The sequence below is a fragment of the Actinoplanes sp. NPDC049668 genome (genome assembly GCF_044465445.1).
In the GTDB taxonomy this organism is placed as follows: domain Bacteria; phylum Actinomycetota; class Actinomycetes; order Mycobacteriales; family Micromonosporaceae; genus Actinoplanes.
Genome location: NZ_JBITLR010000009.1, coordinates 356,553 through 370,724, shown reverse-complemented (window position 1 = coordinate 370,724; position 14,172 = coordinate 356,553). Strand labels below are relative to the sequence as shown.

Sequence of the window (14,172 nt, the reverse complement as noted above, 5' to 3'; positions counted from 1 at the left end):
CCAGAACCAACCAGGTGACGCCCAGGGAGAGGACTCCGCTCCTCTCCGAGGACTGTCCGGTCGAGTCCACTCAGCGCTTGACCACCAGGCGGTGGGCGCGCAGCAGGTGGGCCCACCAGGGTCGCGGCTCGGCGGCGGCGCGCAGCGGCGGGGCGGCCGCCCGCTTGAGGCTGAGCCAGCCGCCGGGGCCCATCGTCACCGTGCCGATGGCGGGCGGCCTGCGTCGCGAGACGCCGAGCGCGAGCGCCACGGCGGACACGGCCGCGACGGTCATCGAGCCGAGCACGAGGGCGGTCACGTCGACGGCGGGCACGAAGGTGGTCCGGTCCGGGCCTACGGCGAACACCCCGATCTCACGCTCGCCCGAGCGCACCGGGATGAGTTCGCCTCGCCGGTCGAGGGTGGCAGTCATGATCATGCTCCTATCGACTGTCCGAGGCTGCGTCGCCCGCGACGGCGGCACGGCCGGCCTCGAGGCGGGCGATCGGGACCCGGAACGGCGAGCAGGACACGTAGTCCAGCCCGGCGTCGTGGAAGAACCGCACCGAGGCGGGGTCGCCGCCGTGCTCGCCGCAGACGCCGACGGTCAGGTCCGGGCGGGCGGCGCGGCCGCGTTCCACGGCGATGCGGACCAGCTCGCCGACCCCGTCGGTGTCGATCGTCTCGAACGGGGACGCCGCGAAGATGCCCAGGCCCAGGTAGCGGCCGAAGAACGCGCCCTCCACGTCGTCGCGGGAGAAGCCCCAGGTCATCTGGGTCAGGTCGTTGGTGCCAAAGGAGAAGAATTCGGCCACGCCGGCGATCTGCCCGGCGGTGAGCGCGGCCCTGGGCACCTCGATCATCGTGCCGATCCGGATGGGGGGCGCCCCGGCGACGCCGGCGAGCACGGACTCGGCTTCCGCCCGTACCGTGTCGAGCTCCTGGACGGCGCCGACCAGCGGGACCATGATCTCCGGTCGCGGGTCGCCGCCGGCGGCGACCCGGGCGGCCGCGGCCTCCGCGATAGCCCGGACCTGCATGGCGAACAGGCCGGGGATGACCAGTCCGAGGCGCACGCCGCGCAGGCCCAGCATCGGGTTCTGCTCGTGCATCCGGCGCACCGCGGTCAGCAGCGTCGCATCGTGGCCGGGGTCCTCGCCGAGCGCCTCGGCGCGGGCGACCCGGGCGGTCAGCTCCTCCAGCGGGGGCAGGAACTCGTGCAACGGGGGGTCGATCAGTCTGACCGTCACGGGCAGGCCGTCCATCGCGGCGAACAGCTGCTCGAAGTCGGCGCGTTGCAGCGGCAGCAGCTCCGCGAGCGCGGCCGCCCGCTCGGCGTCGTCGGTGGCCAGGATCAGGCGCTCGACCAGGACGCGGCGGTCGCCGAGGAACATGTGCTCGGTGCGGCAGAGGCCGACTCCGGTGGCACCGAAGCGCCGGGCCCGGGCCGCGTCGGGGCCGGTGTCGGCGTTGGCGTGCACGCCGAGCCGGGCCGTGTGGTCCGCGTGGATCATGAGGCGTTCCACGGCGGCGAGCAGCGGTTCGCCGTGTGCGCTCAGGCCGCCCTCGAAGTACCGCACCACCGCGGAAGACCGGACGGGCACGGCTCCCGCGTAGACCCGGCCGGTGGTGCCGTCGACCGAGATGATCTCGCCGGCCTTGACGACGTGGCCGTTGACGGTGACGGAGTCCGCGCCGATCTCGAGTTGATCGGCGCCGCAGACGCAGGTCTTGCCCATCCCCCGGGCCACGACGGCGGCGTGCGAGGTCTTGCCGCCGCGGCTGGTCAGGATGCCCTGTGCGGCGATCATGCCGGGCAGGTCGTCCGGGTTGGTCTCCCGGCGGACCAGGATGACCGGCCCGGTCGCCGCGGCGGCCGCCGCGGAGTCGAACACGACCGCGCCGACCGCCGCGCCCGGCGACGCCGGCACGCCGGTGGTGAGTGGGTCGGGGGCGGCATCGGAGTCGAAGCTCGGGAACATCAGCTGGGCGAGCTGCTCGCCGGTGACCCGCCGCAACGCCTCGTCGAGGGTGATGGTGCCCTCGTCGACGAGCTGGGCGGCGATCACGAACGCGGCGGCCGGGGTGCGCTTGCCGACCCGGGTCTGCAGCATCCAGAGCTTGCCGTTCTCGATGGTGAACTCGATGTCGCACAGGTCCCGGTAGCGCCCCTCCAGCCGCTGCATGATCGACAGCAGCTGCCGGTAGCTCGCCGGGTCGATCGTGGCCAGCTCGCCCAGGCCGACCGTGTTGCGGATACCGGCCACCACGTCCTCGCCCTGAGCGTTGCGCAGGTAGTCGCCGTAGACGCCGCGGCGGCCGGTCGCCGGATCGCGGGTGAACGCCACCCCGGTGCCGGAGTCGGTGCCACGGTTGCCGAAGACCATGGCCATCACGTTGACCGCGGTGCCCAGGTCCTGCGGTATGCGTTCCTGCCGCCGGTACAGCACGGCCCGCTCGGCGTTCCACGACTTGAACACCGCGGTGATGGCGAGGAACAACTGCTCGTGCGGTGCCTGCGGGAATTCGCGGCCGGTGTGCGCCTGGAAGACCTTCTTGTAGGTGTGCACGAGGTCCTGCAACTGCGCGGCGGTGAGGTCCGCGTCGGTGGCGGCGCCGGCGGCGGCGCGGGCATTCGCCAGTTCCGCTTCGAAATCCTCGCCGGGAACGTCGAACGCCGTCTTGCCGAACATCTGGATCAGTCGCCGGTAGGAGTCCCAGGCGAAGCGCTCGTCGGCGCTCTGCCGGGCGAGTCCGGCCACGCTGGCGTCGTTGAGGCCGATGTCGAGGATCGTCTCCATCATGCCGGGCATGGAGAACCTGCCGCCGGAGCGCACCGACAGCAGCAGCGGATCGCCGGGGTCGCCGAGTCGCTTGCCGATCCGCGTCTGCACCGCCCGCAGGTGGAGTTCGACCTCCGCGAAGAGGCTGTCCGGCGTCGATCCGGTGCGCAGGTACTCGCGGCACGCCTCGGTGGTGATGGTGAAGCCGGGCGGTACCGGCAGGCCCATCCGGGTCATCTCGGCCAGGTTGGCGCCCTTGCCGCCGAGCAGGTCCTTGAGGTCCTTGTCGCCTTCGATGAAGTCGTACACGTATCTGGACATCAGGTCCTCGCCCTCGATCGCTCGCGGATACCTCTCACCTCGTTGGTAGCCCCGCGCCGGTCCCACCGAGTAGGGCCGGAGGTCCCTTACTGAACGGGCCTCGGCAGGGCCAGCGTGGAGGCGAAGGCAATCGAGAGGAGCGCTGCCATGAAGGCACTCGTGTACGGCGGGCCCGGATCGCGATCGTGGACGGAGATTCCGGACCCGGGGATCCAGGACCCCAGGGATGCGATCATCCGGGTGGACGCCGTCACCATCTGCGGCACCGACCTGCACATCCTCGGCGGCGACGTGCCCGAGGTCGCCGCCGGCCGCGTGCTCGGCCACGAGGCCGTCGGCACGGTCGTCGAGACCGGCGCCGGCGTCGCCGGGCTGGTCAAGGGCGACCGGGTACTCGCCTCCTGCATCTCCGCGTGCGGAATATGCCGGTACTGCCGCGAGGGCGTCTACGGCCAGTGCCGCGGCGGAGGCGGCTGGATCCTCGGCCACCTCGTCGACGGGGTCCAGGCCGAGTACGCCCGGATACCGTTCGCCGACCTTTCCACCTACAAGCTGCCGGATCAGGTCGGCGACGAGTCGGCCGTGCTGCTCGCCGACATCCTGCCGACCTCCTACGAGGTCGGGGTCCTCAACGGCCGGGTGCGCCCCGGCGACACCGTCGTGATCGTCGGGGCCGGCCCGATCGGGCTCGCCGCCGTGGTCACCGCGCGCCTCTTCTCCCCCGCGCACATCGTCGTGATCGACAAGGCAGAGAGCCGCCTGCAGGCGGCCAAGATGTTCGGCGCGGACACCACCGTTCTGGCCGGTACCGACGACCCGCTCGCCGCGGTCCAGGCGCTGACCGGCGGCCTCGGCGCCGACGTGGTGATGGAGGCGGTCGGCACGCCGCAGACCTTCGAGCTGTGCACCACCCTCGTCCGGCCCGGCGGCCGGGTCGCCAACATCGGCGTGCACGGCAAACCGGCCACCCTGCACCTGGAGGACCTCTGGATCCGCGACGTCACCATCACCACCGGCCTGGTCGACACGTACTCGACGCCGAAGCTGCTCGACATGCTCGTCGCCGGCCAGCTCGACCTCGGGCACATGGTCACCCACCGGTTCGCCCTGGACGGGTTCGCCGAGGCGTACGACGTCTTCGCCGACCCCGCGCGTACCAGCGCGCTGAAGGTCGTGCTCTCACGATGAGAATCCCGCTGACCGTCGGCGCCGGCCTGGCGCCGACGGTCACGACACCTACCGCGAGGAGCGACGCCATGCCGTCGTTGAGCGTGTTCGACCTGCTCACCCTGCACGACTTCGTCGCCGACCTGCCGGCCGAGCGGCTGCACCGACTGGCGGCCGCGGGTCGGCCGGTCTTCCGCGCCACCGGGCACCGGCTGTGCCACCAGGACACCCCGGCGGACCGGTTCTGGCTGGTGCACTCCGGGACCGTCGCGGTCGACCTCCATGTGCCCGGACGGGGACACATCGTCGTCGAACACGTCGCCGCCGGCACCGTCGTCGGCTGGTCCTGGGCGCGGGCACCGTACCTGTGGCGGTTCGGCGCCGTCGTCGCCGAGGACATCCGCGCGGTCGAGATGGACGCCGTCCGGGTCCGGGCGATGATCGCCGAAGACGCCGAGCTGGGCCGGGAGCTCAACGCCCGGCTCCTCGACACGGTGTCCGACCGGCTACAGGCCGCGCGGCACCGCCTCGTCGAGCTGTACGCCTACCCGGGCGCCACGCCATGACCACCGTCGACAGCGGCGTTCTCACCCGATGTGTCGAGGCCGCGACGCTGGCACCCTCGCTGCACAACAGCCAGCCCTGGCGCTTCCGGATCACCGACCGGGCGGTCGAGGTGTACGCCGACCCCGGCCGCCGCCTCGACGCGCTCGACGCCTCCGGACGCGAACTCCTGATCAGCGTCGGCGCGGCCCTGTTCACGCTGCGGCTGGCACTGCGCGCGCAGGGCTGGGAACCGGAGCACGTCCTCTTCCCGGAGCCGGGTACGCCCCACCTGGTGGCCCGGGTGGAGCCGGGCCACCAGGCCACACCGTCCGAGACCGTGACGGCGCTGGCCGCCGCGATCCCGCACCGACACACCAACCGGTGGCCGTTCGCCGCCGCCGTGGTCCCCGCCGACGCCATCGAGGAACTGACCCGGGCCGCCGGCGACGAGGGCGCGACACTCGTCATCGCCGGCGCGGTCAGCCGCGACGCGATCCTCGGGCTCGGACAGGCGGCCGAACGACGGCTCCGCGCCGACGGCGGCTACCGCGCCGAACTGGGCCGGTGGACCCGGCCTGAGCACGGTCGGCGTGACGGCGTGCCGCCGAGCGCGATGGGACCGTGGGACGCCCTGGAACGGCTGCCGGTCCGCGACTTCGGGCTGATGCACGCCCAGCCCTGGCGCACCAGCGAACGGTTCGAGGCATACCCGAGCATCGCCGTCCTCGCGACCCAAGGCGACGGCCCGCCGCAATGGGTCCTCGCCGGCCAGGCACTGCAACACGTCCTTCTCGTCGCCACCCGCCTGGGCCTGGCCACCACACCCATCAGCCAGCCCGTGGAGATCCCCGCGATCCGGGAACTCCTGACGAGGACGACCACCGGCCGATGGGCACAGATGATCATTCGGCTCGGCTACGGTCCACCACCCGCGACGACACCACGCAGACCACTCACCGAGGTCCTGCAGGACGAGAGCCGATGATCGTTCCACTCTCATGGCGCAGCCGGCCACGACGGGGTCGGTCGCCTCGAACTCGCAGGGAAAGGAGACCGCCATGAAGGCTTTGATCGTCTACGAATCCATGTTCGGCAACACCGAGAAGATCGCGCGCGCCGTCGCCGAAGGGCTCGGCGACGCGTTCGACGTCGTTGTCGCGGACGTGAGCGGCCGGCCGGCCCCGGTGGACGTGGACCTCCTCGTCGCCGGCGCGCCGACACACGCATTCGGAATGAGCCGGCCCGGTACCCGCGCGGACGCCGCCCGCCAGGACGGCGTACGGCCCGGTGCCGACGCCGTCGGCCTCCGGGAGTATCTCGACCAAGCGCCGATGCTGCCGGGAATCGCCGCGGCGGCCTTCGACACGAAGATCGACAAGCCGTTCCTGCCCGGCTCCGCGGCCCACCGGGCGCACCGCCGGATGCGCCGGCTCGGCTGCCGGATGATGCTGGCTCCGGAGAGCTTCCGGGTCAGCGGCACCGCCGGCCCGCTCGCCGCCGGTGAGCTGGAGCGAGCCCGGCGTTGGGCCGGCGCTCTGGCGTCCACCGTCCTCTCGGAGCGACACGCGGTCTGAACCGATCCCGGGACTTCCGGCCCCGCTCGGACGGGACCTGACGCCCTGTCCGAGGACATCAACCGTCCTGACACTTCGAGAGAGGAACCCTGAGGGGAGCGGTCATGCGGACCCGAGCCATCATTGTCGGCACCGACGGCACCGAGTCGAGCAAGGCAGCCGTGGACTGGGCGGCCCGCGAGGCCCGGCTTCGGCGCCTGCCACTGCGCATCATGCACGTCTTCGAGTGGGTCTGGGTCGACGCACGCTACGACATCGGTGGTGAGTCGCTCGACTTCGCCCGCGGTTTCGCCGAGGCCGTCTCGGCCGCCGCCCTCGACCGGGCACGGGCCGTCGCTCCGGAGATCGAGTGCACCCGTGACACCGTCGTCGGCCACGCGACCCCCGAGTTGATCGCCGCGTCGCAGGGCGCGGAGCTGATGGTGCTGGGCCACCGGGGCCGCGGTGGCTTCGCCGGGCTGGGGCTCGGCTCGGTGAGTCAGCGGGTGGCGACCCACGCCAAGTGCCCGGTGGTCGTCGTACGCGGCGACGGTGACTTCGTCGAAGGGCCCGTGGTGGTCGGCGTCGACGACTCCCCGGCGGCCGACCACGTCCTTGCGACCGCCTTCGAGGTGGCGGCCGGCCGCGGCTGCGCCCTGACCGTCGTCCGGGCGTACCTGCCGTCGATCCCGCCATGGCTGGCCAGGGTCCGCGCCGCCGAGGTCGAAACGCCGGAACAGGACACCGCCGAACGAGCTCGGCTGGAGGGGGACCTGGCGCCGTGGCGCGACAAGTACCCGGATGTGCCGGTCGAGATCATGCTCACCCACGACAGCGCGGCCTCCGCGCTGGTCGGCCTCTCTTCGCGCGCATGCCTGGTCATCGTCGGCAGCCACGGTCACGGTGTGCTCGCCGGAGCGCTCCTCGGGTCGGCCGGCCTGCAACTGCTGCACCACGCGAGTTGCCCCGTCTACATCGTCCGGCACCGTAGCCGGAGAATCGGCGAGACCGCGCAGCCCATGGTGTAGGCGAGCATCATTCAGGTCGACGTCATCTCGCCGATGCGGGCCGCGGCGACACCCGGCACGGTCCGTGCCAGCACCGTGACGACCGTGCGCTCGGTCTCGTCGTCGAACTCTCCGGTCACCGTGGCGACGCCACCCTCGACGGAGGCCGTCCAGCGGGACTGCCCGTCGGCGTTGCCCTCAGCGTTCAGCCTCCAGCCTTTCGCCGTGAGCGCGGACCGGACAGGGCCTATGGTCCCGTTCGGCCGGGACGTCACGTCCGGCGCCACGTCACCCCGCGATCCGGGCCGTGGCACGGCGTCGCGGCGCCTTCGGCGTCGCCGTCATCCGCGGCGAGGCGGCCGGGCGCAGCCTCGCCACCTCGTCGACGTCTTCCCCGGAATGGGCCACGACCTGCCGGCCGCATTGCAGCCGGCCGTCGCCGACGAGATCACCGCGCTGGCCCGGCAGTGTGCGTCGGCGCCGTGGTCACTGATCACCGGTGACCGGGGGCCCACCGAGGAGGACCCGACGCGGTAGTCAGGACTTTGGACCCACCATGACGGGCGGGCAGGCCCGGGTGCCGCGGCGGCGCACGGGGCAGCCTCATAGGTGCAGACATCGACAGAGGAGAAACGATGACCACCACCGGCCAAGGCACCACCGCCCACCTCGAAAAGGTCGAGGCCCCCGGCTCCATGCTCACCCACGCCGCCGCCAAGGCACTCGCCGTCCTACGCGTCTCCACCGGATTCGTCTTCCTCTGGGCGTTCCTCGACAAGACCTTCGGCTTCGGCTACGCCACCCCCGGCGAACGGGCCTGGATCAACGGCGGATCCCCCACCAAAGGCTTCCTGTCCAGCGTCGAGGTCGGCCCGTTCCAGAACTTCTTCCACACCATCGCCGGCGACACCTGGACCAACTGGGCCTTCATGCTCGGCCTGCTCGGCATCGGCATCGCCCTCACCGCCGGCATCGGCCTGCGCGTCGCCGCCGGCGCCTCCGCGTTCATGATGGCACTCATGTGGGCCGCCGAATGGCCACTGGCCTCCGGCTCCACCAACCCCATCACCGACTACCACGTCATCTACGCCCTCGTCGGCATCGTCCTGGCACTCACCTACGCCGGACACACCTGGGGCCTCGGACGCTGGTGGGCCAAACTCCCCCTCGTCCAGAAGAACCGCTGGCTCATCTGACCCACCCCGACCGGCTGCCTGGCCCACCGGCCGGGCAGTCGGTCGTGCCGTCGGTAGCGCACTCGGGAGCAGCTGATGGAGATCCGGGAGCACGGCCTGGGCGACAGCAGAACCTCGGCGACGTCGCGGCGCGGTGTTGGTGTCCATGCTGGCCCTAGCCGAACCGCAGCGCGAGCTGCGGTGTGCCCGCGCGGCCGAGCGAGCGGCGCAGCTGGTCGCGGGCCGCCGGCACCTCGATCGACTGAGAGAGCATCGACGCGCACCCGGATGCGCCCACCGCCGCGTGACGAGGCCGAAAGTCCCGTCGTGGATCCGCCACGGCTGCCGCGATCAGGCCATATGACCCTGACGACGTGGCGGCATCCCGGCGATGCTTGTCCTGAGCCCACCGGATGCCGAACGGCGCGACGACCGGAGAAGAAGCGGACGGCCGACGAGCCGCCAGACCCACCGTCGCCAAGACGGTCAACGGCCTACCAACGCCAGGCAGCCGGTGGGCCCCGAGACCCACGGAGGCCCATGATGATCGCTGAGATCGGTGATCGAATCATCCTTGAGGCGGCCCATCTCGGCGATCTCCGCCGGATCGGCGTCATCACCGCGATCGCCCATGCCGACGGCGGCCCACCGTACGAGGTGCGGTGGCTCGACGACGGCCGCACCACGCTGATCTTCCCCGGTCCGGAGGCACGGATCGAACACCCCGCCGTGCCAGGCCGTGGTCGGTGATGACCATGACCGGCGCGCCGCACACCGGACAGGCACCGATCTGTATGCCGGACGATGTCGGCACCTTCGTTCTCGCCGCGATCGACGATGACGGCGCCGCGGGCCCGATCCTCCGGTACGCCCGAGCCCAAGCAGAGCGTCTGGGTCTACCGCTGCGGGTGGCGCACATCTGCGCCGGACGGGAACGGATGCCGGACGCGGACCATCTGCTGTCCGACGCGCTCTACGACAGCCTGCCGCCGGAGGCGGCGACGGATACCGAACGGCAGATCGTGCGTGACCGCGACCCCGCGCACGCCCTGATCGAGCTGAGCCATGAGGCCGCGCTCGTCGTCATGGCCGCGAACAGCGATCCGGCGGGCATGCCCGAACACCTGGGGAAATGCGCAAGCGCGGTCTCCGGGCGAACCGCCTGTCCGCTTGCGATCGTATCGGCGAACGGACCTACGAGCGTTGCCGGCCGATGGCCATAGGGACCGGTGTGACGCATCGGGGCGAGCCGCATGACGGCGCCATCTCCGGCCGCCTCAACTGGCTGCGGGCCGGTGTTCTCGGCGCCAACGACGGCATCGTCTCGACCGCGGGCCTGGTGGTCGGCGTTGCCGGCGCCACGACGGCCGCCGGCCCGGTCCTGACCGCCGGCGTCGCCGGTCTCGTCGCCGGTGCCGTCTCCATGGCACTCGGAGAATATGTGTCTGTCAGCAGCCAGCGGGACACCGAACGGGCGTTGCTGGAGCAGGAACGTGGTGAGCTCGCCGCGTTTCCCGACGAGGAACTCGACGAGCTCACCTCGATCTACGAGGCCAAAGGACTGTCCGCACAGACCGCGCGCCGGGTCGCGGAAGAGCTGACGGCCAAGGACGTGTTCCGGGCGCATGCCGAGGCCGAGTTGCACCTCGATCCCGGCGCCCTGACGAACCCCTGGCACGCGGCAGCCGCGTCCGCGCTCGCGTTCATCGTCGGCGCCCTGCTCCCGCTGGCGGCCATCGTGCTCCCGCCGGCCGCGTCCCGCGTGCCGGTCACCGTCACGGCGGTCGTGGCCGCGCTGGCCCTGACCGGCTACCTCAGTGCCCGCCTGGGGTCCGCCCCGCCCGTCCGGGCCGTGCTCCGGCTCGTCGTGGGCGGAATGCTGGCGATGGCGGTCACCTTCGGCATCGGGCAACTGGTCGGCATCGCCGTCGGGTGACGGCCGGCGTCAGGCGTGCCGGCGACCTCGACCCGGATCGGCCGCGGCCGGCCCGCCGTAGGCCGGCACCGGTTCTCCGGCCTGCCATCCCGCCGGTACCAGTACCACCGGGCACGCCACCGCACCCACAGCGCTGCGACCCGGACCGGCCGAACCGTACAACGATTCCGCGAAGCGGCCGTGCCGGCCGATTCCCGCGACCAACAGCCGCCCACGCCGGGAGGCGCGTTCGATCGTGTACCCCATGTCGAGGTCGTGCACGACGAGCCGCTCGGTCGGAACATCCGGATACCGCGCCGTCCAGCAGGCCAGCGCCTCGGCCAGCGTCCGATCGGCCTCGCGGCGCTCCGCCACATGACCGCCCGCCACGACGGCGGGCGCCGGACCGTCCTGGCCGCCCTGTCGCGTCCACATGTGCACCGCCACGAGATCGGCCCCCCGCATTGCGGCCTCGGCAAAGGCGTAGCCCAGCGTCGCGGTCCCCGACGAACGCGCGGAAGCCGCTACCACGACGGGCCCGGTCTTCGTCGGCACGGCACCACGATGCACGAGCACCGGGCAGGCACCGTAATGGGCGAGGTAAGCCGTGGTCGACCCCCAGCTGAGACGGGTCAGAACGTCGTCACGGTGCGCCACGACGATCAGCTGTGCCCGCCTCGACAGTCCCGTGAGCATGTCCGCGGCTCCACCGTCCAGCAACTCGGTGCTGACGGGCAGGTCCGGGGAGCTCAGCTGTGCACGCCGCGCCGTGACGTCGAGCAGGCGCCGGCCGTCCGCCGGCGAGGCCACCGCGCCGCGGCTGCGGAAGACACCGGTGTACCTGCCCGGCCAGACGTGGGCGATCAGCAGGGGAGCCCGGTGGCGGACCGCCTCCGCGGCGGCGAGATCGACCGTCGTCGGAGTGGTGCGCGAGCCGTCCACGCAAGCCACTACCGGCCGTACCTCCGTGACCGCGTCGATTCCAGGCATATTCGCAGGCTAAGCGCGATGCGCCGGGCCCGGCACGGCCGGTGGACACGGCCGGCCGGGCCGGAGGTCCCGGATCGCGCCTCGCCGGTTCGGGGCTCCCGACCGGCCCGCCGCCGATCGCCGGCCGAGTGGGCCCGCGGGGCGGGACCTTCGCCGCTGTGACGGCGGGCGGGACGGGCGCAGGCTCGGTACATGGCCACCATCGCGGTACGCGACCTAGTCCGGGCCTACGGGCCGGTGCGGGCGGTCGACGGCATCAGCTTCACGGTGAACGAGGGCGAGATCTTCGCGCTTCTCGGGCCCAACGGTGCCGGCAAGACGACCACCGTGGAGATACTGGAGGGCTACCGCACGCGGGACTCCGGCTCGGTCGAGGTGCTGGGCTACGACCCGGCGACCGGCGGCGCGGCCTACCGGGCGCGGATCGGCGTCGTTCTGCAGTCTGCCGGGTTCGAGGAGGAATTCACCGTCCGCGAGCTGGTTCGCCTGCAGGCCGCACTGTTCCCGCGCCGGTACGACCCCGAGGAGCTGATCGATGTGGTCGGGCTCGGCGACAAGCGGTCCACCCGGGTCAAGGGCCTCTCCGGTGGGCAGCGGCGGCGTCTCGATCTCGCGCTCGGCCTGGCCGGCGCGCCGGACCTGCTCTTTCTCGACGAGCCGACCACCGGTTTCGACCCGGCCGCCCGACACCACGCCTGGGACCTCATCGCGGATCTGCGCGAGCTCGGCACCACGATCCTGCTGACCACGCACTACCTGGAGGAGGCGCAACGGCTCGCCGACCGGGTCGCGGTGTTGCGCGCGGGCCGGCTGCTGACCGAGGGCACTCCACAGGAGCTGCGGGAAGCGAGTGACCTGCCGACCGTGATCAGCTGCCGGGTACCCACGGTCGTCGCGGACCTGCCCGAGCTCAGTGCCCGGCCTCGTCTCCGCGACGGCCGGCTACGACTCGTCACCCACGCACCGGTGCCGGACACCTCGCGCCTGACCGGCTGGGCTACCGCCCGCGGGATCGTCCTGTCCGACTTCGCCGTCACCCCGCCCGCGCTGGAGGACGTGTACCTCGCCCTGACCCGGGAGCACGACGATGACCATTGAGCAGGTGCCCGCGCGGGTCGTGCCGCGGATCCAGCACACCCGGCCGGCCGGTGTACCGGCGCTGACCGTCCATGCCGTACGCGCGTTCCTGCGCAACCCGATCGCCGTGTTCTTCACCCTCGCGTTCCCGTTGGCGTTCCTGGTCATCGTCTCGTCGATCATCGGGCGCCGGGTCACCGGCGACGGCGTTGCCGTGACCCAGTTCCTTGTCGCGCCCTTCGCCGTCTTCGGGGTGGCACAGGCGTCCTTCACCATGCTCGCCGTGGACACCGCCGTCATGCGGGAGAGCGGCGTGCTCCTTCGCCTGCGCGCCGCGCCCGTGCCCGCGTGGGCCGTCCTGACCGCCCGGATCGGCGCCTCGATGATCGTTTCTGGGGCGGTGGTGGCACTGCTCGCCACCGTCGGAGTGCTCGCTTACGGGGTCGAGATCCCCTGGCGCAAGGTGCCCGCGATGCTGGTCACGCTGCTGCTCGGGGTCGCCTGCTGCGCGGCGCTCGGCCTGGCGCTGGCCTCCGCGACCCGGACGGTTGCGGCGGCACAGACCCTTGCCCAGGGCTTGTTGATCCCGCTGGCCTTCATCTCGGACGTGTTCATCGTCGGTGCCGAACTCCCCCGCTGGCTGGCGGCAACCGGCTCGGTCCTGCCCCTCAAGCACTTCGCTCAGGCCATGGCCGAGACCTTCCGCCCCGGCGAGGGGTACGGCTTCACACCGCGCCATCTCGCCGTCCTCGCCGTCTGGGCGGCGCTCGGCGCGGTGCTCGCCCGCCGCGGCTTCGGCTGGCAGCCGCGGCTCTCGTCGCGTCCGCCGACGGTCACCCCCACGCGCAGGCCCGGACCCGCGCGGCTGACGGTGCCCCGCGAACGCCGGCGCTGGGCGCCCGGTGCGCTGCTTCGCGGCCAGATCGGGTACGCGCTTCTCGGCCTGCGCCGCGACCCGCTCTCGGTCTTCTTCGCCGTCGTCTTCCCGGCGCTGCTGCTGATGCTCCTCCCGACGGTCTTCGGCGACGCCCGCGTACACGGCCTTCCGATGGCCCAGTACCTGTTCGCCGGGATGGCGGCCTACACCGCCGCGGTGGTCGGCTATGTAAACCTGACCGAGGCCGTGGTGGGTGCCCGGTCCGCGGGTGTCCTCAAACGGCTGCGCGGCACTCCCCTGCCGTTCCGCTGGTACGTCGCGGGCCGGGTGTGCGCGACTCTGATCATCGTGCTGCTGGCCTGCGCCGTGCTCGCCGCGGTCGGCATCGGCTTCGGCGGCGTCAGCGTCGCCGCCGGCGGCGTACCGGCGCTCCTGCTCGCGCTCGGCGCCGGAGTTCTGTGCTTCTCCGCGCTCGGCCTGGCGCTCGCCGCTGTCATGCCGTCGGCACGTTCGCTGGTCGCCGTCACGCTCGGCACGCTGCTGCCGCTCTGCTTCATCTCGGAGGTCTTCGTCGTCGGAGATCAGCCGCTGCCCGGCCCGCTCACCGCCGTGGCGGACGTGTTTCCGATCCGCCACCTCCTGCAGGCGTTACTCGCCGCGACCGGATCCGGCGACACCGGCGCGGGTATCGCCTGGGACCATCTGTCCGTCGTCGCCGGATGGACGGTGCTCGCCCTGCTGGTGGCCCGATGGCGACGCGGTGCCCTCGCCGGACCCTGACG

The 14,172-nt window shown here is 72.2% G+C and carries 15 protein-coding genes and 1 pseudogene; 12 read left to right on the top strand and 4 right to left on the bottom strand.

Annotation, left to right across the window (positions count from 1 at the left end; translation table 11 throughout):
• Positions 1–70 precede the first annotated feature (70 nt).
• Together ACIBSW_RS35175 and ppdK are read right to left on the bottom strand one after the other, a co-directional pair.
• On the bottom strand, positions 71–412 hold the full coding sequence (locus tag ACIBSW_RS35175) for a hypothetical protein (protein WP_354720374.1): 342 nt from the start codon (positions 410–412) through the stop codon (positions 71–73).
• Between the two features lie 10 nt (positions 413–422).
• Entirely contained in the window at positions 423–3,083 is a 2,661-nt protein-coding gene (gene ppdK / locus ACIBSW_RS35170; RefSeq protein WP_354720372.1) for a pyruvate, phosphate dikinase, read from the bottom strand.
• 147 nt (positions 3,084–3,230) lie between these two features.
• Here ppdK and ACIBSW_RS35165 point away from each other — a divergent pair, with 147 nt between their 5' ends.
• The 7 genes from ACIBSW_RS35165 (at position 3,231) to ACIBSW_RS35135 (ending at position 8,552) form a co-directional block, all read left to right on the top strand.
• A complete protein-coding gene (locus ACIBSW_RS35165; RefSeq protein ID WP_354720370.1) occupies positions 3,231–4,271 on the top strand; it encodes a zinc-dependent alcohol dehydrogenase family protein in 1,041 nt (346 codons plus the stop codon).
• Complete coding sequence (locus ACIBSW_RS35160; RefSeq protein WP_354720368.1) at positions 4,268–4,816, top strand: cyclic nucleotide-binding domain-containing protein; 549 nt, start codon at positions 4,268–4,270, stop codon at positions 4,814–4,816. The genes ACIBSW_RS35165 and ACIBSW_RS35160 overlap by 4 nt, the downstream gene beginning before the upstream one ends.
• Positions 4,813–5,781, top strand: a complete 969-nt coding sequence (locus tag ACIBSW_RS35155) for an Acg family FMN-binding oxidoreductase (RefSeq protein WP_354720366.1) — start codon at positions 4,813–4,815, stop codon at positions 5,779–5,781. Before ACIBSW_RS35160 ends, ACIBSW_RS35155 begins: the two co-directional genes overlap by 4 nt.
• A 73-nt stretch (positions 5,782–5,854) precedes the next feature.
• Positions 5,855–6,370 (top strand): flavodoxin domain-containing protein, encoded by a 516-nt coding sequence (locus ACIBSW_RS35150; RefSeq protein WP_354720364.1) that lies wholly within the window; start codon positions 5,855–5,857, stop codon positions 6,368–6,370.
• A 104-nt stretch (positions 6,371–6,474) separates the two neighbouring features.
• Positions 6,475–7,377, top strand: a complete 903-nt coding sequence (locus ACIBSW_RS35145) for a universal stress protein (protein ID WP_354720362.1) — start codon at positions 6,475–6,477, stop codon at positions 7,375–7,377.
• A 378-nt stretch (positions 7,378–7,755) separates the two neighbouring features.
• Positions 7,756–7,893 (top strand): hypothetical protein, encoded by a 138-nt coding sequence (locus ACIBSW_RS35140; RefSeq protein ID WP_354720360.1) that lies wholly within the window; start codon positions 7,756–7,758, stop codon positions 7,891–7,893.
• A 98-nt stretch (positions 7,894–7,991) separates the two neighbouring features.
• The gene (locus ACIBSW_RS35135) at positions 7,992–8,552 is read left to right on the top strand and encodes a hypothetical protein (protein ID WP_354720358.1); all 561 of its coding nucleotides are present in this window, start codon (positions 7,992–7,994) and stop codon (positions 8,550–8,552) included.
• A 107-nt stretch (positions 8,553–8,659) separates the two neighbouring features.
• Here the strand turns inward: ACIBSW_RS35135 and ACIBSW_RS35130 are convergent.
• Positions 8,660–8,832 (bottom strand): annotated as a pseudogene (locus tag ACIBSW_RS35130) (nitroreductase); the annotation flags it as partial.
• 242 nt (positions 8,833–9,074) lie between these two features.
• Between ACIBSW_RS35130 and ACIBSW_RS35125 the strand changes: the two are divergent.
• From ACIBSW_RS35125 to ACIBSW_RS35115, 3 genes are read left to right on the top strand one after another with little or no spacing between them, the layout of a single operon-like run.
• On the top strand, positions 9,075–9,281 hold the full coding sequence (locus ACIBSW_RS35125) for a DUF1918 domain-containing protein (protein WP_354720357.1): 207 nt from the start codon (positions 9,075–9,077) through the stop codon (positions 9,279–9,281).
• A 5-nt stretch (positions 9,282–9,286) separates the two neighbouring features.
• Complete coding sequence (locus ACIBSW_RS35120) at positions 9,287–9,754, top strand: universal stress protein (protein WP_354720355.1); 468 nt, start codon at positions 9,287–9,289, stop codon at positions 9,752–9,754.
• A gap of 8 nt (positions 9,755–9,762) precedes the next feature.
• A complete protein-coding gene (locus tag ACIBSW_RS35115) occupies positions 9,763–10,467 on the top strand; it encodes a VIT family protein (RefSeq protein WP_354720353.1) in 705 nt (234 codons plus the stop codon).
• Between the two features lie 9 nt (positions 10,468–10,476).
• Here the strand turns inward: ACIBSW_RS35115 and ACIBSW_RS35110 are convergent, their stop codons facing one another.
• Positions 10,477–11,436 carry a universal stress protein gene (locus ACIBSW_RS35110; protein ID WP_354720351.1) on the bottom strand — a complete coding sequence of 320 codons (960 nt, stop codon included), beginning with the start codon at positions 11,434–11,436 and terminating at the stop codon, positions 10,477–10,479.
• Between the two features lie 192 nt (positions 11,437–11,628).
• Here ACIBSW_RS35110 and ACIBSW_RS35105 point away from each other — a divergent pair, with 192 nt between their 5' ends.
• Together ACIBSW_RS35105 and ACIBSW_RS35100 are read left to right on the top strand one after the other, a co-directional pair.
• Complete coding sequence (locus tag ACIBSW_RS35105; RefSeq protein WP_354720349.1) at positions 11,629–12,534, top strand: ABC transporter ATP-binding protein; 906 nt, start codon at positions 11,629–11,631, stop codon at positions 12,532–12,534.
• Positions 12,524–14,170 (top strand): ABC transporter permease, encoded by a 1,647-nt coding sequence (locus tag ACIBSW_RS35100; RefSeq protein WP_354720347.1) that lies wholly within the window; start codon positions 12,524–12,526, stop codon positions 14,168–14,170. The genes ACIBSW_RS35105 and ACIBSW_RS35100 overlap by 11 nt, the downstream gene beginning before the upstream one ends.
• Positions 14,171–14,172: the final 2 nt, after the last annotated feature.